At 58.3% G+C, this 22,025-nt stretch carries 20 protein-coding genes and 3 pseudogenes; 7 read left to right on the top strand and 16 right to left on the bottom strand.

Features of this window, described 5'->3' with window-relative positions; translation table 11 throughout:
• The first annotated feature begins 8 nt into the window (after positions 1-8).
• The 3 genes from J4P02_RS23630 to J4P02_RS23620 all read left to right on the top strand — a co-directional run bounded on the left by J4P02_RS23630 (position 9) and on the right by J4P02_RS23620 (position 2,740).
• Positions 9-1,034: a methyltransferase gene (locus tag J4P02_RS23630; RefSeq protein WP_426194787.1), complete on the top strand. Its 1,026-nt coding sequence runs from the start codon at positions 9-11 to the stop codon at positions 1,032-1,034.
• Between the two features lie 109 nt (positions 1,035-1,143).
• The gene (locus J4P02_RS23625; protein WP_426194785.1) at positions 1,144-2,334 is read left to right on the top strand and encodes an MFS transporter; all 1,191 of its coding nucleotides are present in this window, start codon (positions 1,144-1,146) and stop codon (positions 2,332-2,334) included.
• Positions 2,335-2,416: 82 nt separating this feature from the next.
• Positions 2,417-2,740 (top strand): hypothetical protein, encoded by a 324-nt coding sequence (locus J4P02_RS23620; RefSeq protein ID WP_426194783.1) that lies wholly within the window; start codon positions 2,417-2,419, stop codon positions 2,738-2,740.
• Positions 2,741-2,922: 182 nt separating this feature from the next.
• On the opposite strand, the pseudogene J4P02_RS23615 reads toward J4P02_RS23620, so the two are convergent.
• From J4P02_RS23615 to J4P02_RS23605, 3 genes and pseudogenes are all read right to left on the bottom strand, one after another.
• Positions 2,923-3,117 (bottom strand): annotated as a pseudogene (locus J4P02_RS23615) (type II toxin-antitoxin system HicB family antitoxin); the annotation flags it as partial.
• Between the two features lie 1,218 nt (positions 3,118-4,335).
• Complete coding sequence (locus J4P02_RS23610) at positions 4,336-4,854, bottom strand: hypothetical protein (protein ID WP_426194781.1); 519 nt, start codon at positions 4,852-4,854, stop codon at positions 4,336-4,338.
• 153 nt (positions 4,855-5,007) lie between these two features.
• Positions 5,008-6,201, bottom strand: a complete 1,194-nt coding sequence (locus tag J4P02_RS23605) for a hypothetical protein (protein ID WP_426194779.1) — start codon at positions 6,199-6,201, stop codon at positions 5,008-5,010.
• Here J4P02_RS23605 and J4P02_RS23600 point away from each other — a divergent pair.
• Positions 6,182-6,757 carry a hypothetical protein gene (locus J4P02_RS23600; protein ID WP_426194777.1) on the top strand — a complete coding sequence of 192 codons (576 nt, stop codon included), beginning with the start codon at positions 6,182-6,184 and terminating at the stop codon, positions 6,755-6,757. The two genes, J4P02_RS23605 and J4P02_RS23600, sit on opposite strands and share 20 nt — an antisense overlap.
• 614 nt (positions 6,758-7,371) lie before the next feature.
• On the opposite strand, the pseudogene J4P02_RS23595 reads toward J4P02_RS23600, so the two are convergent.
• Positions 7,372-7,575 (bottom strand): annotated as a pseudogene (locus J4P02_RS23595) (type II toxin-antitoxin system HicB family antitoxin); the annotation flags it as partial.
• 479 nt (positions 7,576-8,054) lie between these two features.
• Positions 8,055-8,336 (bottom strand): hypothetical protein, encoded by a 282-nt coding sequence (locus J4P02_RS23590; RefSeq protein WP_426194775.1) that lies wholly within the window; start codon positions 8,334-8,336, stop codon positions 8,055-8,057.
• A 398-nt stretch (positions 8,337-8,734) separates the two neighbouring features.
• Between J4P02_RS23590 and J4P02_RS23585 the strand changes: the two genes are divergently transcribed.
• Positions 8,735-9,031 (top strand): tyrosine-type recombinase/integrase, encoded by a 297-nt coding sequence (locus tag J4P02_RS23585; protein ID WP_426194773.1) that lies wholly within the window; start codon positions 8,735-8,737, stop codon positions 9,029-9,031.
• Between the two features lie 152 nt (positions 9,032-9,183).
• On the opposite strand, the gene J4P02_RS23580 is transcribed toward J4P02_RS23585, so the two are convergent.
• The 11 genes and pseudogenes from J4P02_RS23580 to J4P02_RS23530 all read right to left on the bottom strand — a co-directional run bounded on the left by J4P02_RS23580 (position 9,184) and on the right by J4P02_RS23530 (position 19,307).
• Positions 9,184-10,995 carry an AIPR family protein gene (locus tag J4P02_RS23580; RefSeq protein ID WP_426194771.1) on the bottom strand — a complete coding sequence of 604 codons (1,812 nt, stop codon included), beginning with the start codon at positions 10,993-10,995 and terminating at the stop codon, positions 9,184-9,186.
• A gap of 526 nt (positions 10,996-11,521) precedes the next feature.
• Positions 11,522-11,737: pseudogene (gene glnQ / locus J4P02_RS23575) on the bottom strand (glutamine ABC transporter ATP-binding protein GlnQ); the annotation flags it as partial.
• Positions 11,713-11,778 (bottom strand): hypothetical protein, encoded by a 66-nt coding sequence (locus tag J4P02_RS23570; protein ID WP_426194938.1) that lies wholly within the window; start codon positions 11,776-11,778, stop codon positions 11,713-11,715. The gene J4P02_RS23570 and the pseudogene glnQ, both read right to left, overlap by 25 nt.
• An 86-nt stretch (positions 11,779-11,864) precedes the next feature.
• Positions 11,865-12,920, bottom strand: a complete 1,056-nt coding sequence (locus J4P02_RS23565) for a linear amide C-N hydrolase (RefSeq protein WP_426194769.1) — start codon at positions 12,918-12,920, stop codon at positions 11,865-11,867.
• Positions 12,921-12,964: 44 nt separating this feature from the next.
• Positions 12,965-13,909, bottom strand: a complete 945-nt coding sequence (locus tag J4P02_RS23560; RefSeq protein WP_426194767.1) for a hypothetical protein — start codon at positions 13,907-13,909, stop codon at positions 12,965-12,967.
• A gap of 135 nt (positions 13,910-14,044) precedes the next feature.
• Positions 14,045-14,845 carry an amino acid ABC transporter ATP-binding protein gene (locus J4P02_RS23555; RefSeq protein ID WP_426194765.1) on the bottom strand — a complete coding sequence of 267 codons (801 nt, stop codon included), beginning with the start codon at positions 14,843-14,845 and terminating at the stop codon, positions 14,045-14,047.
• 16 nt (positions 14,846-14,861) lie between these two features.
• Positions 14,862-16,103: an NAD(P)/FAD-dependent oxidoreductase gene (locus tag J4P02_RS23550; RefSeq protein WP_426194763.1), complete on the bottom strand. Its 1,242-nt coding sequence runs from the start codon at positions 16,101-16,103 to the stop codon at positions 14,862-14,864.
• Positions 16,104-16,149: 46 nt separating this feature from the next.
• On the bottom strand, positions 16,150-16,860 hold the full coding sequence (locus J4P02_RS23545; RefSeq protein ID WP_426194761.1) for an ABC transporter permease: 711 nt from the start codon (positions 16,858-16,860) through the stop codon (positions 16,150-16,152).
• Positions 16,857-17,576, bottom strand: coding sequence for an ABC transporter permease (locus J4P02_RS23540; RefSeq protein ID WP_426194759.1), 720 nt, complete (start codon positions 17,574-17,576; stop codon positions 16,857-16,859). The genes J4P02_RS23545 and J4P02_RS23540 overlap by 4 nt, the downstream gene beginning before the upstream one ends.
• Before the next feature lie 86 nt (positions 17,577-17,662).
• Positions 17,663-18,415, bottom strand: a complete 753-nt coding sequence (locus J4P02_RS23535) for a transporter substrate-binding domain-containing protein (RefSeq protein ID WP_426194757.1) — start codon at positions 18,413-18,415, stop codon at positions 17,663-17,665.
• Between the two features lie 16 nt (positions 18,416-18,431).
• Positions 18,432-19,307 carry a MurR/RpiR family transcriptional regulator gene (locus J4P02_RS23530; protein ID WP_426194755.1) on the bottom strand — a complete coding sequence of 292 codons (876 nt, stop codon included), beginning with the start codon at positions 19,305-19,307 and terminating at the stop codon, positions 18,432-18,434.
• Between the two features lie 131 nt (positions 19,308-19,438).
• Between J4P02_RS23530 and J4P02_RS23525 the strand changes: the two genes are divergently transcribed.
• Both J4P02_RS23525 and J4P02_RS23520 read left to right on the top strand, forming a co-directional pair.
• Positions 19,439-20,485, top strand: coding sequence for an Ldh family oxidoreductase (locus J4P02_RS23525; RefSeq protein ID WP_426194753.1), 1,047 nt, complete (start codon positions 19,439-19,441; stop codon positions 20,483-20,485).
• A 199-nt stretch (positions 20,486-20,684) separates the two neighbouring features.
• Positions 20,685-21,869 (top strand): porin, encoded by a 1,185-nt coding sequence (locus J4P02_RS23520; protein WP_426194751.1) that lies wholly within the window; start codon positions 20,685-20,687, stop codon positions 21,867-21,869.
• Positions 21,870-22,025 lie beyond the last annotated feature (156 nt).

Genomic DNA, 22,025 nt, shown 5'->3' with positions numbered 1-22,025 from the left:
GCATCTACATGGACAGTACAGTGCACAGGGAACATCACAGTGATAAACAGATATTTGATATCTACTTTGGGTTTATCAATACCTACACCTTGTTTTTTGCCGATGAAGTAAAACTGTTTGATCTGCTTGAAGGCAAAGCGCTGAGGCTGGATGAAATCGGCTCGGCATTGGAACTGGCCCCTCGAGCCGCACAGGCGCTTGTGGCTATGTGCACCAGTCAGGGGCTGCTTGAGAAGAGTGGGGAGTGTTATGGCCTGACGTCTTTGGCACAAGCGTTTCTGACCCGAAAGTCGGAGACCTCGTTCAGTGGGGTTCTGCAATCCGCACGCCACAAAGAAGATGCGTTCTCTTATGCATTCTTCAAAGAGTCGATGCTCAGTGGCGAGTCCGGGTTGTTCGGTGAGACGGATCTGTTTGAGAACAATGCGCAGGATCAGTTACACAGCGAAATTTTCACCAAGGCGATGCACAGTAAAAGCAAAGGACCGGCTCGGGCCTGGTCGGGGCGGATTGATCTGTCCGGGTATAGCTGTCTTCTGGATGTGGGCGGTGGTTCGGGTGTTCACTCCATTTGTGCGCTGGAGAAATGGCCTGAACTGAATGCGGTGATCTTTGATCTTCCCTATGTGTGCGATATTGCCGATACCTACGTCGAGCAGTACCGAATGGCGGGGCGCATCACAACCCATAAAGGAGACATCTGGGCGTCTGAGTATCCAGCCGCCGATGTGCATCTTTACAGTGATATCTTTCATGATTGGCCGCTGGACAAGTGTCTTTTTCTGGCCAAGAAGAGTTTTGATGCACTGCCCAGTGGCGGTCGTATCATTCTCCATGAGATGTTTTTTAATAAAGACAAGACCGGCCCGCATAATGTCGCGGCTTATAACGCGAACATGTTGCTTTGGACCCAGGGTCAGCAATTGTCAGAGACCGAGATAAGGGAGCTGCTGACGATCGCCGGTTTTCGCGATATTACCGTTTCCCGCACGCAATACGGTGACTGGAGCCTGGCAACCGGAATCAAGTATTAAGGTTGCTGACAACCCATGCCCGGTGAGGGCGTTTTGATTGCACAGGGTGAACTCAAGGTCCGGCGCATTCGCCCCGGACTTCACTTGTGTCTTCTTGCGGGAGATTAAAGTGATCCCAGTACGTTACCGTATTCTTTGTATTTACTCCGGCATGCTGGCGTTGACCCAGTATGAGTGGATGCGCTTTGCGCCTATCACGGATCAGGTGTCCACCCAGTACGGTATTACTTATGGGGAAGTGGGTTCATTGTCTTTGGCGGTGACGGCACTTGCCTTACCGCTGGCACTTCCCAGCGGTGGCCTGATTGACCGGATATCGGTGCAGACAGCGTTGCGTATCACCGCCATTGCCATGTTGTTGGCGGCATTGATCCGGGTGTTACAACCCCATTATGAATACCTGCTTGCCGGCCAACTGTTATTCGGGTTTGTTCAACCCTTGACCATGTCGCTGCTCGTCAAGTTGATGATCACCTGGTTTTCTGAAGATGAACATGTGCGGGTCACGACGCTGTTCAGTATGGTGATTTTCCTGGGGATAGGCTCTGCGTTCATGATTGTTCCGTTGACGGAGGAGGGGAATGTCAGCAGTTCGTTGTTGATTGACGTCGCGATCCTGGGGCTGATTACGCTATTGACCTTTATTTATGTCCCGCGAGATGGCCCTCTTGTGCAAACAACGTCCGCCCCGACCAAGTCCGGCGGCCGTTTACTGGCGGAGGGTGTCGATTTATTGCGCACGGCTCCGTTCACGGCTGTTTTGCTGATGATTTTTTTAACCAACGGCTATTTCTCCGCCATTACGACATGGCTGGAGCCGATCCTGTTGCGTCAGGGGATCGAAGCCCAGGTTTCAGGATTTATCGTTGTTCTGATGTTGGCCGGTGGTATCGCGGGTATGACGTTCATGCCTTTAATGGTTCGTAGCGGTGCCACCGTGGGGGGCATTCTGTCCGGGGTTTCATTGTTGGCAGGGGGAGGCACGGTACTGCTGTTCACCTCGGGTTCCCCTTGGATATTGAGCCTGGCAGGGATCGTGATCGGTGCCGCGCTGTTATCTCCGCTGCCTCTTCTGCTGCAGCTGATAGCCGACACTGCCGGGCTTTCCAGGTCTGGGACGGCGACTTCAATTTTCTGGTTGGTCGGCAATATTGGCGCCACGATAATGATCGCGACGTTGGGGGTTATCGCCGACCACGGTGACTGGGGAATGGCAGCGGTATTGCTGTGCCTGGTTCTGGTCGTCCAGATAACGATTTCTCTCATGGGCTTTCGAATGGTTGGCGCTCGCACTACCTGACAGTGAGCAGCTGAGGAACATTCGCATAGCTGAAAATAGGGGCCTGGCTATGGGTCCAAGGTTCAAGGGGCGAGGGTAGTCTATGAGTACAGTGTCGCAGTTGAATGAGCTGCTGGTTGCTCACAACTGCTTGCGCGCCATTGAGATTCAGTTGAACGAAGATGGGGGGGCTTATGATTTGTCCCTATCGATTTCGGTCTCTGAAAAGGCAGGGGCTGATGTGGTGCGTATCAGGTTTATTGATATCAGCCATTTTACGTCCCGGGATATTGGCGGTGGATTGACTCAGTTGATGCATATGAGTGTGAGTAAGCTGGATTCGGGTTTTGACCGGATGCGCTATCAGTTGGTTGATATTGAAGATAATAAGTTGTCGTTTTGCTTCTCATCATTTTCGGTTGAGTAGAGGGTGCAAAATAGAGGCGGTGCGTAGTGGGCGTTGAGTGTGCAACGGGCCGTCTCAATGCAGTCAGGTGATGCAGCCATTTGCCCGGCCACACTCCCTGTGGCGAGGGAGCTTGCTCCCGCTGGGTTGCGCAGCAGCCCCAACCGGCCTCACTCCGCTGGGCCTGCTCTCTGCAGCTGCTTTCAGCGCCCGAGCTTTTCCAGCGCGGCATCGGCCAGGAAGGACAAGCGGCTCTTGATGTTGTGCTCGCGGACAAAGCGGTCGATCTGCTGGATCACATAACCCGGTAGGGTCACGTTGACCTTCTCGATCTTGCCCAGGTAAGGGGTGATGTCGATGTTCAGCATGTCCCTGCTCATGCCTGCGAAATCGGGATGAGGGATGTGCCTGGGCGTTTGGGTGCGGGTATGGCTGCTGGTGGTTTCGCCCTTACGGCGAGGGGCTGGGTACATATCCATTTCTGCGGGTGTGGCCGCTATTGGTTTCGCTTTTACAGCGACTCACTTTGGAAAAGCCCCAAAGTAAGCAAAGGGCTCCTGCCCCCGCATCCGGCGCCTCGCTAGGGCTCGGCGTACCCTCACTCCGGCATTGCTCCGGGGGCGCGCCGCCACAGGCCATCCATGGCCTGGGGCGGCTAGCTCGGCATCCATGCCGAGCTGCCCCCTGCGCAACGCCTGCGCTCGGCCTCCTGAAGGGGCAGGAAGATCAAAAGCAAGATCAAAAGCCAAAGCAAAGCCAAGTGCGTTTTACGCGCCTTCTGAATTCAATGGCGTTCAGGATTCCTGCCCAGTCCGCCACTGAATCACCTCCAGCACCGCGCAACCCTCCCGGGTGAGCAGATGCAGCCTACGGGTGATTCGCTTCAGATCGCAGTCGCAAATATCTTTCAGGTTAAGCGTGGACAGCGTGTCGAAACCTTAAATCGCGTTCTGCTTTTTTAGGTGGATATGAGAGATAACTATCGGTCAAAAACAACACCAGCCGTTGAACAGTGGCTAAGAAACCTGACCACCTATCACTACGATAGATACTCCGAACCTTACGCCGGATAGCCGGGTAAGCTCAGCCAATGCCCGTAAAGGGGCAGGCAAGTCGTGAAGTGTTAGTGGATTGAGTGGACGGTATTGCAGCTCATATCCGTTCAAGACTTGGTGTGCCGCGCGATGGACGTCCGACCAGTCATATGCAAAGACTCCACGTTTGGCAAAGGCCACGAAAGCGTTTGCGCTAGGTATGGACGTGACCATCTTTACATCTGATACCTCTGGCAATGAACGGACCCATTCTTCGAAGTGCTCGACGGAGGGAATTGCGGAGACAGGAATCGACCCCAGACCAGCCGTAGTAAAAAGCGCAACCTGCCCGATGGCATCAGTGGCGATCCATCCAACGTCAAAGCTCTGAAGATCGAGGGGAGTAACCATTGGTATCTACTTAGAAAAAGAGACTAATTGATTTTTCAACTCTGCAATCACGCACCTGCGATCTGGAGATAGTCGAGAGCAAATTGTGGTTCTGAGGCATCCATTAAAAGTGTCTGGTCAACCCGGTCACATGCAACGCAAACGGGTGTTTAGGTAGTGCGCCATTTCCAACTAGAGCGCCGGTAGCCGGTCCAACGCACAAATGCGGTCCATTTTCGGCGCATCGGCGATGGGGACGCGGGCGCCCGAATCGACATTGAATATTTCAAGGTAACAACCGCTCAGCGCGCCCGGGTTGTCGACAATTCCTCCTTTGATCACGTAACGTGCGCCCGGCGTAAATTCGCTGACGAACGCTATGGTGCATGAGCGCTTGGCATTGGCCATGCCATACATTACCAGGCGCATCGGTTTGCCGGCTTCAATCGGAAAAAAGCCTTCCGGCGTCGATACATTCTTAAAAACGGAAACCAGTTGCCGTCCCTGTCCACCTTGCGCAGTCGCCATGGCTCTACCGTATTTGCAGCTGATGGCAGGCGCTTCGACCAGAGATACGCCGTTTCGATAATTCTCCATCGACACCAATTCGCTGCGGATAAGTGCCTGAGGCGCCCCTGCAGGAACAATGTATTTCGGCACTGGGGCACAGCCTGCAAGCAGCATAATTGAGCACAGGTAAAGAGGTTTCATAAGTTACTTATTGATGTGGGAACAGGTCGGCATCAGACACCTCCATCCGGCGAGCATTCTCGCCTAATGGAGTGTCCGGTTTTATTAGACGACTACAGTCAGGGCTAAGGCGGCGTACGGGCGTCTGCCGGTATGTTCAAGCCGCACTCCGCTTCAACGTTGCCAGCATTCTGCGAAACGCTTGCACACCTCAAAGCGCTGATCCAGATCGGCCATGCGTGCCTGATGTGCGCTCAGGGTTTCCTTCAGCAGTTCTCGCCGGGCTCGGTAGTAGTACTCGAGCATTTCATTATTGGTCGACATTGCCTTGCTACGGTCGGCCGTTGCGCTGTCGGGCAGCAGTTCCTTGATCGCAGGGGTGTCGAGCAGGCCCAGACGGTTGCTGTAGTAATCCTTGTACAGCTGCAATGAACGGGCCTTGGTGCCCCCCATCTCATTGGCGAACTGCTCCAGGTTCTGCTGATATCCAGCCCAATAGGCATCGGGCAGGCTGAAGTCGAGGCGCTGTTTGCGTTCCGCTATGGATTTGTCGAGCAGTGTTTTCTGGACCGAAGGGGAATCCTCGGCGTCGGGCTTCATTTTCGCGATGACACTCGCGTCGACGATCTGCGCGATCAGCGCTGCACGCTCCGCTGACTGCGGTTGTGCTTCGGCGGACTTGGGGAAAATAGGGTTGTGGCCGGCGCAGGCGGGCACGCCTTTGCTGGTCAACGCGATCGGCGAGCGCACAGTCTTGCCATCGATCTGGCGCAGACGGCTAAGGGTGACCTGGCAAGTGCGACCTACTTGGCGGAAGTTCGCTTCGTACTCGCCGCCGCTCTGCGGGGTAAAGTTGAACCCCACGGTGCACACGCTGCCGGTGCTCAAGGTATTGGCTCGCGCGAACAGCTCATGACCCGGTTGCAGCCGCACTTCCAAGTAGGCCTTGGCATCGTCGGGGGCAGCGGCACTCATGGCCGCCCGTCGCCGGGTATTGGCGCTGAACAGGTTATTGAGCAGCCCCGTGGTTTGGCCGCCGCAGTGTTCGGCATCGAACAAGTCGAGCGTCGAGCTGTCACTGCTGCTGATAAAGCGCAGCTTCGCTGCATCGGGTTCACTGGCGTCCGGGTAGGTGCCGTTGAAACTGCACCCGCCAAGTAACAGCGCGGCAATGCTTACAGCGCCACGCATGCGCCATTGGGAAAAACAGAACATGTTGATAGATCGTCCTTGATGCACGAGTGGGCGAAAGGCCATCATGCTAAAGAAGGCAGTCGCCGCCGTCCAGCGCGCCTGTCGTCCCTGAATTTTTCTGGGGATTTTCTTTGTCTCCCACCGAGGTAGTGGAATGCTTGACTCGCGCAACATCTTTGCAATTGGCCTGATCGGATTACTGGCCGGTTGTTCGTCAATGCCAGCTGAAATGGCGTTGAATTCGCCTGTTTACAACGCGCAAAACGCGGGTCTAGTGGTCGGCACGCTGCTGGAAGGCGGCCCTTACGGAACCTACCTTGAATTTCGCGATATCAAGAGTGACAAGACTTATGGCTGGGGGCCCAAGGATGATTACTCGGCATGGCTACCTGCCGGTGACTATGAAGTGAGCCGCCTGGGTCACCGTCGCGGGGTCATGGGGGCTTACTCCAAACCGCTGCGTTTCACCGTCACCCAAGGGCAGCTCAATTACCTTGGCGAGATGGTCTACGGCTGCTCGGCCGTCGCGCAACCTGCTGCGGTGTACGGCGTATTGAACTGCGGGTTCCTCGCGCTTGGCAACTGCACCGTCCCTCGCCCTAGCGTGAACGTATGCGTGGTGGATCGCCAGGATCAAGCGATCAAGCATTTTTTGCAGCAACACCCCGAGCAAGCCTCTTTACTCGTGCATAACGCGGTCATGTCGGCAGCAGCCGTCCGCTTTCCCTAGCCAAGCAAAGCTCTTCAACGGTGATGCGGAGTGACTTTCGATACGCACACGCATAGCTGCAAATAGGGTCCTGGCTATGGGCCCAAGGTTAAAGGGGCGAGGGTAGTTGATGAGTAAAGTTTCGCAGTTGAATGAGCTGCTGGTTGCTCACAACTGCTTGCGCGCCATTGAGATTCAGTTGAACGAAGATGGGGGGCTTATGATTTATCCCTATCGATTTCGGTCTCTGAAAAGGCAGGGGCTGATGGGGTGCGTATCAGGTTTATTGATGTCAGTCATTTTGCGTCCTGGGATATTGGCGGTGGATTGACTCAGTTGATGCATATGAGTGTGAGTAAGCTGGATTCGGGTTTTGACCGGATGCGTTATCGGTTGGTTGATCTTGAAGATAATAAGTTGTCGTTTTGCTTCTCATCATTTTTGGTTGAATAGAGGCTGCAAAAGAGCGGCGGTGCGTAGTTGGAGTTGAGTGTGCAACGGGCCGTCTCAATGCAGCCAGGTGATGCAGCCATTTGCCCGGCCACACTCCCTGTGGCGAGGGAGCTTGCTCCCGCTGGGTTGCGCAGCAGCCCCAACCGGCCTCACTCCGCTGGGCTTGCCCTCTGCAGCTGCTTTCAGCGCCCGAGCTTTTCCATCGCGGCATCGGCCAGGAAGGACGGCCGGCTCTTGATGTTGTGCTCGCGGACGAAGCGGTCGATTTGCTGGATCACATAACCCGGTAGGGTGACGTTGATCTTCTCGGTCTTGTCCAGGTACGGGGTGATGTCGATGTTCAGCATGCCCCAGCTCGTGTCTGCGAAATCGGGATGGGGGATGTGCCTGGGCGTTTGGGGTACATATCCGTTGCTTCGGTCACGGCCGCTTAGGGTTCCGCTCTTACAGCGGGTCACTTTGGATGGAGCCCAAAGTAACCAAAGGCTCTCTGCCCCCGCATCCGGCGCCTCGCCTAGGCTCGGCGTTCCCTCACTCCGGCATTGCTCCGGGGGCACGCCGCCACAGGCCATCCATGGCCTGGGGCGGCTAGCTCGGCATCCATGCCGAGCTGCCCCCTGCGCAACGCCTGCGCTCGGCCTCCTGAAGGGGCAGGCAGATCAAAAGCAAGATCAAAAGCCAGAGCAAAGCCAAGCGCGTTTTACGCGCTTTTCGTAGGAGCCGGCTTGCCGGCGAATTGGCCCGCAAGCCATGCATCGCCCTTGATGAGACCTGTGCAATGCCTGCACGACAGGAAGATCAAAAACCAGATCAAAAGCCAAAGCAAAGCCATGCGCGTTTACGCGCTGGTTGAGTTCAATGGCGTTCAGGATTCCTGCCCAGTTCGCCACTGAATCACCTCCAGCACCGCGCAACCCTCCCGGGTGAGCAGATGCACCCCTCGGGTGATCCGTGTCAGGTCGCAGTCAGCAATGTCTTTCAGGTTAAGCGTGGACAGCGTGTCCATCAGATCCCGCACCACGGTGAAACGATGGGCCGCACTGCTGGCCAGATCGTTCAGAGAGGCTTGGGTGTCGAGGTAGAAAACGGCTTGGTTGGCGTCGTGGGTGTCGACGGCGGTAAAGCGTGAGAGTGGCTGGTCAATCATCGGTACAGCTCCTGCTTATGGAGCAATCACCTGAGTTGCCGGCGACAAAGAAAATGACTGCTGTGCGCACCTATGACGACCGGAGAATCACCGCGCACAGCCGTCATGACATCCTGTCGCGGGCACCGGAAAGGCGACTGCAAAAAGGTGTTGTGGACGCTGATGCTGCGTTGTAATTCGACCGGCCAAGGTCGTCGCGGGTGTTGCTGCGAGGGGGAACTATAAGGGCGGTGTTTGGAGGCGGCAACTGTGCATTGGGTGAGATGTTTGAGCGGTTATGTCGTAACAGTTATCTGGTCTTGTAGACAGACTTGAGAGACAGCTTTCGGCCAGAAGCGGCCGATCAATGCGTCTGCGAAATCTAGACCGATTCACCCCGGAATTCAAAATCGAAGCGGTTGGCAGTTCGAGATCACAGAGCAAAGTTTCCGAGTCGGTTGCGAGGCTCAGATCGTCTCTCCACCAAGCAATACGCTCGAATTGTCAAAGCCTGGGTAACAGCCATTGGACTTGATCCGGCCATGTACGGCATCCACACGCTGGGGCGTACGAAGGCATCCCTGATCTACCGGAAGACGAAGAACCTGAGGGCAGTCCAACTCCTGCTCGGCCATACGAAGCTGGAAAGCACCGTTCTATACCTGGGAATTGAGGTCGATGACGCCTTGGAAAGGGCGGAACAGACCGAGGTCTGACCATGCATAGCGACGGCCGAAGCCAGACCGTCGCTATCCGGCCAAGAGCTGTGACTTTTTGCCGGCAGAGTTAGCCCTAGGATTCCCCTGGTAGCATCAAAGTCGTGGTCTTTCCCCGATTGTTACGCGGCGTTTCGTTGGGATGAAATAGCTCAGTTGGTAGGCCGGTTGGCTCTGAGTCTAATTGTCAGATGATCAATTATCTCGCCAACCTTTTCGGTGTTTGCAAAGAACCTTGCAGGATACGCATTTATATAGCTATGTTCTATGTACTGCTCAATCTCTTCGCACAAGAAGTCGAGTTTTTCAAGTAGTTGTGGCTCTTTTGGCTGCACAATTTCTGTTGCGCTGTAAATTCCACATGCCTCTCTAAGTAGAAGAGAAGTCAACACTCTATTTGCATGGGTGACGATTAAGTGCTGTTTCCTTTTCGCGGCCCTGTCAATTCCTTCAAGCTTTTCAGAAATCAGTCTTTCGATAGCGCGTAAGTGTGTGACGGCGTTTATAACCTTGATCCCGGATACTGTAGGATTGAATATGGTCTTGTAAAAGTTACCGTCAAGGCTTTCGAAGAAGCGTCCTCGCTTCCCTTTAAGTGTGGTAAGTATGGATGATGAGCTGGTTAGGCAGGCAAGTCCGTCAAGGGCTTCATCAAGATCAATTACAGTTGGTTCGTTCGACCCAGTTTGGGCTGATGTTCTAAGTAGTTGATATTGGTAACCTTCTACGGCCAGCTCTTTTGATAGTCTTATCTGCTCTGGGTGCTGAGAGGCGAAGTCTCGACCCAGTACTCTGTTCTGGTGGTTGTTGGCTTTTGTGATTGCTGTTGCAATTTCAGCATTTTCAGTATCGTTGACTTTTATAAATCGCGCAGAGATTCTTATTTGGGATAGAATGATGCTTCGCTCTTCGGAGCTTCCCTTGAATATTTGTCCAATGGTACTTACCGTTTGAGCGCCATTGATAATGCTGACGTTTGAAAACTTAAAGGTTCCTCTGGCTGTATCTCTGCCAGCATTCCTGCGATGAGGCTGTATGTCGGACACTAGCAGTGTTATGCCGTTATTGTAGTACCAGAACATCTCTGGGGCACTGTTGGCCGTCTCTTTAATTGAAGCATTTACTTCAGTGTCACCTAATAGATTTCGTATGTTTTTTGAGAATAGTCGAGTGCCATGAGATTCCCACCACTCAAGAATCTGGTCACCACTAACCTGCCCGTAGAATGACAGGTACGGTTCTTTTTTTTGACCATATTCCTCTATCTCAACGTCGTCTAGGTCGATACTCACATGTGTTCCTGCCTGCAGCCATTCAGTTAGGTCTTCGGCAGATACTAAGTGGACTTGGAATGGTAGTTCATCTTGTGAGAGTGTATCGGATGCAAGTGCTGCAGAGTTAAGCTCATCCTGCCATAGTTGCATATCGCTAAGAATGGCTTCTGCAGCTCCTCTTTTTCCAGTGTGAGCCATGACGAAGAGGAATTTGTAATCCTGCGAGCTTAGGCCTATGTCAATGTCAGGCGACATTGACTGAAGGATTTCATCGAATCTGTGGTACTCCTCAAGTTGCAGCTTCTCACAAGCAAATTTAAAAGCAACAAAGTCGTCTTTTGTCCATGTTCCATTGCCCGCTTGGTTGAACTTGGATTGTACAATGACAACTATTTTTTCGTTATGGTTTACACAGACCGCATCAATTCCTCCATCTTGGGAACTGTCGCAAACACTCTGACCTGCAATAGCTTCATCAACGGATGCTAGGCTGTAAATTGAAAAGGCTGCAATGGCTCTACTAGCCATTTTAACTTCGTAGTCAGACATTTCTGGGGTACATTCACGTTTATGTATGTAGTCCTGAAAACGTTCGCGAAGTGTTTTACCTAGCCGCTGGGCGACAATTTTCGAAGTGGCAGCAGCAGGAGTTGCATTGTCTTCTATTCGAATGTCTTTAATGAAGGCCATAAGCCAAGCTTCTCATCCTTGTGTTTAATGGGTTGCCAAGTGTGCAATTAGGAGTTTTTTTCTAAAATATTTTTCATTAGTGATGCATAGGATGTTTAATGATAGTTCTGGATTTTTCTCTAATTTCAAAGAGTTCTGCTTGCGTCTATGTTTAACCAGTCTACCAGCTACACACTACTAATACTCTCCACCTGACCCCCCCTACTAGCCTATTCCAGATCATTTCGAAGTGCGCCGTCTGCACGGTCGAGGTGACCTCGCGTGGTGTCTCAGCAGCACAGATTGCCGGGGGGGCGTATCGAATGGTAGCGCAAGCCGGGGCGGGGTAGTGGCATCGCGCAGGCCGGACTACCTAAGGGAATCTGCTCGCGGACCACCAGTTCCAGGCGGCCCAAAGAAAAGGGGGCAGGCCCAAGATTTATTTACTGGGATGGCTGTCCGCTTCTGGCCGATAGGAGTCTTTCACTAATTAGTCCTCACCACTTTAAGCTAAACAAGTGTCGCAAAGCGCGCGGTGCCTCCCACCTCAATGCACAATCCGCGCAAGAAACGCCTTAGCCCTCGCACTCTTCGGCGCCCCAAAAACTCCTCCGGCGGCGCACCCTCCACAATCCGCTCTCCATCCAAAAACAACACCCGCTCCGCCACCTGCCGCGCAAACCCCATCTCATGGGTCACGCACAACATGCGTCATGCCGCTGCCGGTGAGTTTCACCATCATATCCAGCACCTCACTCCCCGAATCAGAGTCGATTTGCCGGAGCCGGAAGACCCACACAACACAATCCGTTCGCCTGATTCGATTGCAATCGCAGAAGGATGCGACAAGTTTTTAGCCTCCCTCGGATACTACGAATCTTTGCTAAGTCTCATTCAGCGGCCATAAAGTCGAACGGCTTTTCAGTAACGAATTGGCCGGATGTTTCCCCGGTAAGGATACGGTCCATGTCCACCCCGAGGTCGAGTTTGCGGACACGCGCACCTTCAGAGAAGTCGAGCTTCTTCAGATCCACCCAGAAAATATTGGGTGAAATGGCCGACTCGCCATAGAACAGCATACTTTTCTGGTCAGCCACCACGCGCCAGCGGGTCGTGGAAAGGTTCGGTGCTTCAGGAAGGCTTACGCCATAGGGGACCGAAGCGTTGCGGATAACGCTGAACACCGCGGCGGCAGAGATCCGGGGGTCGTCGCTTTTGGTCACGGCGTTGATGTAAAAACCGGCGCGCAGGTAACGGTCTTCGGAGCGGCCACTACCGGGAAGGAAATTGAGCGGGTCTATCACGCTCCAATATTTCTGGTTAGCAAGTTGGCTGCTGTAGGGTGGGTCGTTCGTCACCACTTGATACTGGCGGTCATGATGAATACTCAGCTTTCCGCCGATCCACTCCAGCACAGCACTGTCGCCGGAGGCATCGGAGAGGGTCAAATGCAACGGCGCGAGGCTGCCGGGCCGGCCAGGTACTTCACCGCTGACCACCTGCACGGGATGGCTGCGCGTATATTCAACCGCCTCTGACACCGTCGCGAATTGATCAAGATAGAACTGTGCCCAGATCGAGAGCGACATGCGAGGCGTCTTCCCGTCGTCCTTGGGAAACTCTGTGGCGTTGAGCCAAAGCAGGCTGGCGTTGAGGCCAGCTTCGTTCATGCCGTCAACCGTCGAAATGTCATAGCCAGACACGGCCAGGCTGCCGAATTTAGATGTCCATTCAAGGGAGCGGGAACCGGCGGCTCCATTGCGCTTCATCCCGCGAGGGAAGACCCAGAAGTTGCTAACCATGGCGTCCTTGAAGTCCATATTGCGGCCGGTAATATTCCGGCCGTCAGGGCCATGGTAAACAGCCCTTGTACAGGCCTGGACTTCGGCGCCCAGCAGGGCGACGGCTGCAGTTAAGGTGGCGAGGGTGAGGGCGAATTTAGACATAGTGAATACCAATCCTTGGGACGTATGTGCAAAGCCGTTGCTGATCAAAACCTATAGGTCATTCCGAGCGCCGGGCCGCTGAGGCGCGTGTCGTAGACGTGGCCGTTGTGGTCGTAATCGACGTCGAGCAACTTATAGCCTACGGAGGTGGAAAGGCTGTCTCTGAAAGCATAATTAACGCTAACCAGCGTCGACCATGTGAAGTTGGAGCCTGCGCCAAACCCACCGATGTCGGCCTGACCCTGAACGGAGAGCTTTTGCGTAATGGGCAGGAATGCACGCAGGCCGACCAGTGGGTCGACCCAGCCGAAGCTTTCGTGGTAGCTGGCAGACTTGCTTAGGCCACCAAGGCTCCCGGTAACTTTCACCCTGTTGGAAATGTGCCAAACGCGGGCACCGGCCAGGGCATCGAGGCTGAACCCAGGTGCATCGATCACCCGGTAGCCGCCCATGAGTGTTGCGGTGAATTGTTTCGTGTCGACCTTCGCATCGACATTGCCTCCCGGCGGTATTACGCCAAGGCCGGGAATCGAGAAGGCAGGCAGCGGGCCGACTTTATGGATATCTGTGGTATCGACATACATGATGTCGCCCGAGAGGACGAAGCGCTCGTAGCGTCCCCACACATTGATGAAGCCACCCAAGTTCAGATCATCCACTACCTCGGAGAACGGCTTTTCGACGCTAATGGTAGGGCCTCGCTGGAACGGCGAAACGCGACCATCCAGGCGGGCAGCCCAGATGTAGGGCGTGACCTGCAATGCCGAATTTTGCTGTTCCAACGGGGCATGCTCTTGCGCCACGTCGAGGGAGGCCCCCTCGCCATGCGCGGCATGTGCGCTGCCGATGGACAAGGCAATGACGACGGCATACCGCGACGATAGAGCCTCGCCGGCGCAGGTAAAAATCGCCTTGGCTTCAGCCCTGTGACGGGGGCTGTGCCGACGATGGGCCAGACTGCGTAATGGGTTGCCGTATCGAAATAGCATGATGCCTCCTCATTGCATCTGCGTTAGCTAAACCACTTATGTTCCTGAGTGAATTAGCGATATCGAATACTTATAGTTTCTGGAAAGTGGTTATGCGTCGTGGCATCACGCCTTGGGTGATTCTGCCCACCTATCTCAATGCACAATCTGCGCAAGAAACGCCTTCGCCCTTGGGCTTTTCGGCGCCCCAAAAAACTCCTCCGGCGGCGCATCCTCCACAATCCGCCCCCCATCCAAGAACAGCACCCGCTCCGCCACCTGCCGCGCAAACCCCATCTCATGGGTCACGCACAACATGGTCATGCCGCTGCCGGCGAGTTTCACCATCACATCCAGCACTTCACTCACCATCTCCGGGTCCAGCGCCGAGGTCGGTTCATCGAACAGCATGATCTTCGGCTCCATGCACAGGGCCCGGGCGATGGCCACGCGCTGTTGCTGCCCACCAGAAAGCTGGCTCGGGTATTTATCCGCCTGGTTCTCGATCCCCACTTTGGCCAGGAATCCCCGGGCCAGTTCTTCGGCTTTTTTCCGCGACAGGCCGCGTACGGTGATCGGTGCCAGGGTGCAGTTGTCCAGCACGCTCATATGGGGGAACAGGTTGAAGTGCTGGAACACCATGCCCACTTGGCTGCGCACCTGGGCGGCTTCGCGGGTGTTTTGCGAGAGGTCGGTGCGGTCCACCAGGATGCGGCCTTTTTCGGCGATTTCCAGGCGGTTGATGCAGCGGATCAGGGTGGATTTTCCGGAGCCGGAAGGCCCGCAGAGGACGATGCGTTCGCCCTGGCGCACTTTGAGGTCGATGTCGTGCAAGACGTGGAAGGCGCCGTAGAACTTGTTCAGCCCGGCAATATCGATCACCACTTCACGCGGATCGACGGCGGGGTGAACGGGCGCTTGGGAGGCGGCGGAAAGCGGGGCGGTCTGGGTCAGCATGGCGGTTCTCCGTCGGTCAGTTGAAGCGCTCGGCGCGGTAAGGGGCTGGGTCGGTAAAGGGTGTTTCGCCGGTGACCATCTGCGCCAGCAGCAGGCCGCTGACCGGGCCCAAGGTCAGGCCGTGGTGGGCGTGGCCGAAGTTGAACCACAGGCCGGGGTGGCGCGGGGCGGGGCCGATCACCGGGCACATGTCCGGCAGGCACGGGCGGCGGCCCAGCCAGGGTTCGGCGTCGAAGCGTTCGCCCAGGGGGTAGAAGCGTCGGGCCAGGGCTTCGCAGCGGCGCAGTTGGATTTCATTGATGGGGTCATCGCGGTCGGCGAATTCGATGCCGGTGGTCAGGCGGATGCCGCCCACCATCGGCGCCAGCACGTAGCCGCCCACCGGGTCGAGAATCGGGTGCTGCAAACGGGTGCCGGGCAGGGGGGCGTAGTGCATGTGGTAGCCACGCTTGATCGCCAGGGGAATGGGGTAGCCCAGGGGTTCGAAAATGCCGCGGGCTTCCGGGCCGAGGGCCACCACCACTTCCTGGGCGGTGATTGGGCCGTTGGCGCTCTGTACCTGCCAGCCGCCTTCGACCTGGCTCAGGCTCAGGGCGTCGCCGATGATGAATTGGCCGCCGCGTTGCTGGAACAGTTCGGCATAGCCCCGGGTCAGGCCGCCGGGGTCGCTCACGGTCTTGGGGTCGAGCCAGTGCAGGCCGCCGACTATGTCGGCGTGCAGGCCGGGTTCCAGGGCCAGCAGGGCATTGCGGTCCAGTACCCGGTAATTGAGCTCGTAGTCTCGCAGGTCGGCGGCGGCTCTTTGCGCGATGTCGAAGGCTTGCTGGTCGTTGAAGGCTTCGATCCAGCCGCCGTCGGCGATCAGCTCCAGCATATTGGCCGGGCGGGCCAGGGCCAGGTGTTCGGTCACGCAGCGCTCGATCAGCGGCAGCATGGCGCGGGTGGCGGCGGCCAGGCCCTTGGCCGAGGAGTGGCGCCAGTATTGCAGCAGCCAGGGGCCGGCCTTGGGCAGGTGGCGCAGGCTGTAGCGCACGTCCGATTGCTGGTTGAGGCCGTAGCGCAACAGCTTCGACACTTCCCGGGGGAAGGCGTAGGGGATCACGCTGGCGCGTTCGATCAGCCCGGCGTTGCCGTGGCTGGTGCCGTTGCCCGGTGCTTGGCGGTCCAGCAGCACCACGTGGCGGCCGCGGGCCTGCAGGTGCAGGGCGCTGCTGACGCCGACGATCCCGGCGCCCAGAACGAGGGTTTGGCAATGCATGTGTGCATCCTTATGGCAGGGGCCGCGGGGCGACCCACTAAAGGGGTCAGTTCAGGTGCCGGCCCAGGCGGCCTTCGAGGTATTTGAGGCTGCGCCGCACGCCTTCGACAATCAGCAGGTACAGCACCGCGGCCCACAGGTAGATCTGGAAATCGAAGCTGCGGGAGAAGGCCAGTTTGGTCACCCCCATCAGGTCGTAGATGGTCACCAGGGAGGCGATGGCGCTGGCCTTGATCATCAGAATCAGCTCGTTGCCCAAGGGCCCGATGGCGATCAGCAGCGACTGCGGCAGTATCACTTTGCGAAACGCGGTCCAGCGCGACAGGCTCAATGCCTTGCAGGCTTCCCGCTGCCCCTGGGCCACGGCCAGCAGGCTGCCGCGCAGGATCTCCGCCTGGTAGGCAGCGGTGTTCAGGGTGAAGGCCAGCAGGGTGCAGAACCAGGCGTCACGGAAGAACCACCACAGGCCCACGTCCTGCCAGAAGCCTTTGAACGAGCCCAGGCCGTAATACAGCATGAACAGCTGGGCCAGCAGCGGCGAGCCGCGAAAGAAGTACACATAGGCCCCGGTAAATCGCCGCAGCACGCGGTTGCTGGACAGCCGCCCCAGGGCGATCAGCAGGCCCAGCACCGCGCCCAGGCTGAAGGAAATCGCCACCAGCTTGGCGGTTACCAGCAGGCCGTCGATAAAGCGCGGGCCGTAGCGTTCCAGCAGTTCCTGGTTGAGGAACAGGTTCAGCAGGTCATCCAGGTTCATGGCTGCAGGCTCCGTTGCTGGCGGTTGAAGCGTCGTTCGAGAAAGCTGAACAAGTGCCCGGACAACGCCGAGAAGAACAGGTAGCCAAAGCAGGCCACGCTGTAGAACAGCATGGGTTCCTTGGTCACGCTGACCGCCAGGTTGGTCTGGCGCATCAGGTCCACCAGGGAAATGGTCGACACCAGGGAGGTGTCCTTGAGCAGCGACAGCCAGTTGTTGGAAAGCCCCGGCAGGGCGATGCGGGTCAGTTGCGGCAGCAGCACCCGGGTGAAGGTGGTGCGGCGCGACAGGCTCAGGGCGCTGGCGGCTTCGTACTGGCCCTTGGGCAGGGTCTTGAACGCCGCCAGCCAGATCTCGCTGGAGAAGGCGGCGAACACCAGGCTGAAGGCGATCATCGCGGCGACGAAGGTGTTGATCGCCACTTCACCGGGGTAGCCCAGGGCGCCGAGGATTTTCTGCGCGGCAATCTGGCAGCCGTAGTAGATGATCAGCAGGGTCAGCAGTTCCGGCAGGCCGCGAAACACCGTGGAGAAGGTGGTGGCCCAGGCCCGCGCCCAGCGGTTTTTCGAGCGGGCGGCCAGGGCCACCAGCAGCCCCAGGGGCAGGCCGATGGGCACGCAGGCGAGCGCCAGGGCGATGGTCACCAGGGCCCCGGCAAGCAGGGCCGAGCCCCAGCCGCCGCTGGCAAAGGACAGGAGTGACAACTGGTCGAACATGCGCGAACCCTCTGGATAAAAGAACCGTGCAGGGCGCCACCGCGTTCAGGGGAACGCGGGGCTAAGGCTGCGGTAAAGGCGTGGGGTCAGTAGATGTCGAAGGCGAAGTAGCGGCTGGAGATCTTCTTGTAGGTGCCGTCGGCAACGATGGCGTCCAGGGCCTGGTTCAGGCGTTCGCGCAGGGCATGGTCGTCCTGGCGCACGGCGATCGAGGCGTCGGCGGTGGTGCCGTTGACGTCGCCGATGATCTTGCAGCAGTCCTTGCCGGCGCTGTCGGCCCAGGCCAGCAGCGGGAATTTGTCGGCGATCACCCCGTCCACGCGGCCGGCTGCCAGGTCGCTGTTGGCTTCGTCCAGGGTCGGGTAGAACTTCACGTCGGCGCCGGCCGGGCCGTAGTGGTCCTCGGCATAGATGGCCTGGGTCGAGGAGGCCTGGGCGCCCACGGTGCGGCCCTTGAAGTTGGTCTGGGCATCCGTGATGTCCGAGTCCTTGGCCACCGCCACCGACAATGGCGTGCGGTAGTAGTGGTTGGTGAAGGCGATCTTTTTCTTGCGCTCGTCGGTGGCGATCATCGAGGCCACCACGGCGTCGTATTTCTTCGCCAGCAGCGCCGGAATGATGCCTTCCCAGTCCTGGGCGACGATCTGGCACTCCACCTTCATCTGCGCGCACAGGGCGTTGGCGATGTCCACGTCGAAGCCGTGCAGCTGGTTGTTGGAGTCCACGTAGTTGAAGGGCGGGTAGGCGCCTTCGGTGGCGATCTTCAAGGTTTCGGCCTGGGTTGCGGAAGCGGCGAAGACCAGGGCACAGGCGGTGGCGATGCGGACGACAGGGTTCATGAAGCACCTCGATGATTTATTGTTTTGCTCGGGCGGATGATGTGTAGCCAACAAACTCGTTATGCAGGGCAGCAGTGGCCTCCAGGCGTTTTTCCACCTCGGGGCCGAGGTGCTTGCACACCTCGTTCACCAACAGGTGCACCAGCGACAGCATGGCCGCGGTGGACTCCCAGAACAGGTTGAACTCGGTGGGCACGCGGAACACCTCGTCGGCGTTCTGCTCGGCCCAATCGCAGAAGGTGTCGGTCACCAGGGTCACTGGAATCCCCGCTTCGCGGGCCTTGCGGCACAGGGTCAGGGCGTGGCGCGAATAGCGCCGGGCCTCGAACACCACCAGCGCGCAATCCTCGGCGGGGCTGAGCAGCACATCGGCGAAATGCCCGGCGGCGCCGTCCACCAGGTACACACCGTCGCGCAGGTATTGCAGCAGGTGGACCATGGAAGCGGCGATGCCGCGCTCGGTCTGGAACCCCGCCACATACACCCGGCGCCGGCTGGCCAGGCGCTGCACTACGGCCTGCCAGGCCGGGGTCAGGCTGTACTCGTAGACCTTGACCAGCGCGCCCACTTCCAGCTCGAAACTGCGTGGCAGGCCCTGGAGGGCCGGGTTGGGCTGCTGGCGAAATTCCTGCAAACGGTCGCCCACCAGCCACGGGCCTTCGCCGAGGTCGTTCTTCAGGTCGTTTTTCAAATCCTTGAAGTGGCTGTAGCCGATGGCGCGGCAGAAACGGCCGACGCTGGACTCGCTGACGCCGAGTTTTTCGGCGATATCGGCAGCGGTCTGGAAGGGCAGCTCGTAGAGGTTGGCCAGCATGTAGCTGGCAATCGCCCGCCCCGAAGCGGTGGCGCTGGACAGGCTGCTTTCAAGGCGTTGCTTGATCGGCTGGCTCATGGTTTTTTTCATTCTTGTGGGCCGTTGGCAATGGAAAATGAATGTTTTCTGTCATGAAGTCAACATTTGACAGTTAACTGGCGTGACGCGATAGTCAGGTGCCTTCCAATAACAATTCCAATGGAACCGCCATGACCCAAGTGTCCCAAGCGACCCTGGCGCAGGCCCCCGTCGAGCACCTCGACCTGCCTGCCTTGACCGACTTGCTGCAACGTATTTTCCTCCGCCACGGGGTCCGCCCCGAGGTGGCCCAGGTGCTCGCCGACAACTGCGCCCGGGCCCAGCGCGACGGCTCCCACAGCCACGGGGTATTCCGCATTCCCGGTTACCTGTCGTCCCTGGCCAGCGGCTGGGTCGATGGCCAGGCCGTACCGAAAGTCGAGGATGTGGCCCCCGGCGTGGTGGCGGTGGATGCCGGCAACGGCTTTGCCCAGCCGGCCCTGGCAGCGGCCCGCGAGCTGCTGCTGAGCAAGGCCCGCAGCGCCGGGATCGCGGTGTTGGCGATTCGCAATTCCCATCACTTCGCGGCCCTGTGGCCAGATGTCGAGCCCTTTGCCGAAGAGGGGCTGGTGGCCCTGAGCCTGGTCAACAGCATGACCTGCGTGGTGCCCCACGGCGCCCAGCGGCCGCTGTTCGGCACCAACCCGATTGCCTTCGCCGCACCGCGTGAAGGGGCCGAGCCCATCGTCTTCGACCTGGCCACCAGCGCCATTGCCCATGGCGATGTGCAGATCGCCAAGCGCCAGGGCCAGCAACTGCCAGCGGGCATGGGAGTGGACCGCGACGGCCAGCCCACTTGCGATCCGGCAGCGGTGCTCGACGGCGGCGCCTTGCTGCCCTTTGGCGGGCACAAGGGCTCGGCGCTGTCGATGATGGTGGAGCTGCTGGCGGCGGCGCTGACTGGCGGCAACTTCTCTTTCGAGTTCGACTGGTCCCGGCATCCCGGGGCACAAACCCCCTGGACCGGCCAGCTGCTGATCGTGATCGACCCCAGTCACCTGGGCGGCGGGCAGTTCGCCCGGCGCAGCGGCGAGCTGGTGCGGCAGATGCAGGCCGTGGGCCTGGAGCGCATGCCCGGTGATCGCCGCCATCGCTGCCGCGCCGAATCCCTGCAACACGGCATTGCCCTGGACGCTGCCGAGCTGGCGCGGCTGCGGGCCCTGGCGGCGGGGGAGTAGGGGCCTTATCCCTTTGCCCCCCCCGCTGGTTAAACCCTTGGTGCTACTCCCGGGAGGGGCCCGGTACTAGGCCGGATTTGCCGGGCCCCCGCGGCCCCTCCAAAGCACCGCACATCTAGCGCCAAGGCAGCCTATGGCCGGCCCTGGGCCCTTTCGATAATCGCCTCCGACAACTCGTCCCCCGATTGCGGAGCGCGCCATGCACAACAATAAGAACCGCCAGCATCCTCTGATTCCGGCCCTGATCGCCGGCCTGTCCACCCTGGGTTTCGGAGGGGTGGCCGAAGCCGAGATCCTGCTCTACGACAAGGACCAGACCACCTTCGCCACCGACGGCTATATCAACGCCTTCTACGTCAACAGCGACGTCGACCGCGCCGGCGACCAGTACGACCGGCGCCAGGCGCGGGTGAAGATGGGCTTTCTACCCAACTACCTGGGCTTCACCCTGGGCAAGCAGGTGGACGACCTCAAGCTCGGCGCCCGCTCCTCGTTCTGGGTCACCATCAACGACAGCGAGACCAATGGCACCGACACCGCCATCGACGTGCGCCAGTTCTACGGCACCGTGGCCAACCCGGAGTGGGGCGAGGTGCTGATCGGCAAGGACTTCGGCTTGTTCGCCCGTTCCAACATCCTGCTGGACGAGATGCTCGCCGGTTACGGCCAGGTCAGCGACAGCCTGGGGCTGGTGGACGGCGGCGGGGTGTCGTTCGGCAATATCGGCAGCGGTTACCCCTATCCCTTTCCGTCGTCGCAGATCACCTACCGCAGCCCGCAGATGGACGGCCTGCGGGTGGCGGTGGGCATCCTCGACCCAGTGGACACCAACGACAGCAGCGCCCTGGGCAAGGCCTACCAGAAGAACCCGCGCACCGAGAGCGAGATCACCTACCAGTTCGACCTGGGCGGGGCCCAGTTCTACAGCTGGCTCAACGGCAGCTACCAGACCTCCGACAACACCGACCCCAATGTAAAGTCGGTCACCTCCAAGGGCCTGGGCTATGGCTTGCAGGCCAAGATGGGCGGCCTGTCGCTGACCGGTTCCGGGTTCCAGGCCAAGGGCATCAACCCGTTCTTCACCAACAATGCCGGCGAGGCCACCCTGCGCAATGTCGACAGCAAGGGCTACCTGCTGCAGGGCTCGTACAAACTGGGCAAGAACCGCCTGGCGCTGTCCTATGGCAAGACAAAGGACGACGGCAACGGCGTGGTGGGCAGCGGCGCCGATTACCAGACCCGGGGCATTGCGCTGTTCCACGAGATCAACGACAACCTCAAGCTGGTGGCCGAGTACAACCAGTTCGAGATCGACGGCCACCACACCCGCGCGCAAAACGAAAACACCGACACCCTGGCCCTGGGCGCGGTATTGACCTGGTAAAAGAAAAGCAGCGGTAAGCCGCAAGCTGTCAGCTGCAAGCGGTTGAACAAGCCCCGTGGCGAGCGAGCTTGCTCGCGCTGGAAGGCGCAGCCTTCCCAGGGCCTGAATCCGTGGTCTGTCAGGCAGATCGCGGATTCAGGTTTTGCGGCCGCTGCG

It is taken from the genome of Pseudomonas sp. NFXW11, assembly GCF_049887815.1.
In the GTDB taxonomy this organism is placed as follows: domain Bacteria; phylum Pseudomonadota; class Gammaproteobacteria; order Pseudomonadales; family Pseudomonadaceae; genus Aquipseudomonas.
Note: the sequence above shows the minus strand (reverse complement) of the source record. Positions and strands in the feature narration are given on the sequence as shown.

Coding starts and splice junctions, on each gene's coding strand:
- J4P02_RS23530 (WP_426194755.1), bottom strand. CDS start 19,307: ATGAGCCAGCCGATCAAGCAACGCCTTGAAAGCAGCCTGTCCAGCGCC.
- J4P02_RS23580 (WP_426194771.1), bottom strand. CDS start 10,995: ATGGCCTTCATTAAAGACATTCGAATAGAAGACAATGCAACTCCTGCT.
- J4P02_RS23600 (WP_426194777.1), top strand. CDS start 6,182: ATGCTTGACTCGCGCAACATCTTTGCAATTGGCCTGATCGGATTACTG.
- J4P02_RS23540 (WP_426194759.1), bottom strand. CDS start 17,576: ATGTTCGACCAGTTGTCACTCCTGTCCTTTGCCAGCGGCGGCTGGGGC.
- J4P02_RS23565 (WP_426194769.1), bottom strand. CDS start 12,920: ATGTCTAAATTCGCCCTCACCCTCGCCACCTTAACTGCAGCCGTCGCC.
- J4P02_RS23535 (WP_426194757.1), bottom strand. CDS start 18,415: ATGAACCCTGTCGTCCGCATCGCCACCGCCTGTGCCCTGGTCTTCGCC.
- J4P02_RS23545 (WP_426194761.1), bottom strand. CDS start 16,860: ATGAACCTGGATGACCTGCTGAACCTGTTCCTCAACCAGGAACTGCTG.
- J4P02_RS23620 (WP_426194783.1), top strand. CDS start 2,417: ATGAGTACAGTGTCGCAGTTGAATGAGCTGCTGGTTGCTCACAACTGC.
- J4P02_RS23590 (WP_426194775.1), bottom strand. CDS start 8,336: ATGATTGACCAGCCACTCTCACGCTTTACCGCCGTCGACACCCACGAC.
- J4P02_RS23520 (WP_426194751.1), top strand. CDS start 20,685: ATGCACAACAATAAGAACCGCCAGCATCCTCTGATTCCGGCCCTGATC.
- J4P02_RS23550 (WP_426194763.1), bottom strand. CDS start 16,103: ATGCATTGCCAAACCCTCGTTCTGGGCGCCGGGATCGTCGGCGTCAGC.
- J4P02_RS23610 (WP_426194781.1), bottom strand. CDS start 4,854: ATGAAACCTCTTTACCTGTGCTCAATTATGCTGCTTGCAGGCTGTGCC.
- J4P02_RS23525 (WP_426194753.1), top strand. CDS start 19,439: ATGACCCAAGTGTCCCAAGCGACCCTGGCGCAGGCCCCCGTCGAGCAC.
- J4P02_RS23630 (WP_426194787.1), top strand. CDS start 9: ATGGACAGTACAGTGCACAGGGAACATCACAGTGATAAACAGATATTT.
- J4P02_RS23555 (WP_426194765.1), bottom strand. CDS start 14,845: ATGCTGACCCAGACCGCCCCGCTTTCCGCCGCCTCCCAAGCGCCCGTT.
- J4P02_RS23605 (WP_426194779.1), bottom strand. CDS start 6,201: ATGTTGCGCGAGTCAAGCATTCCACTACCTCGGTGGGAGACAAAGAAA.
- J4P02_RS23560 (WP_426194767.1), bottom strand. CDS start 13,909: ATGCTATTTCGATACGGCAACCCATTACGCAGTCTGGCCCATCGTCGG.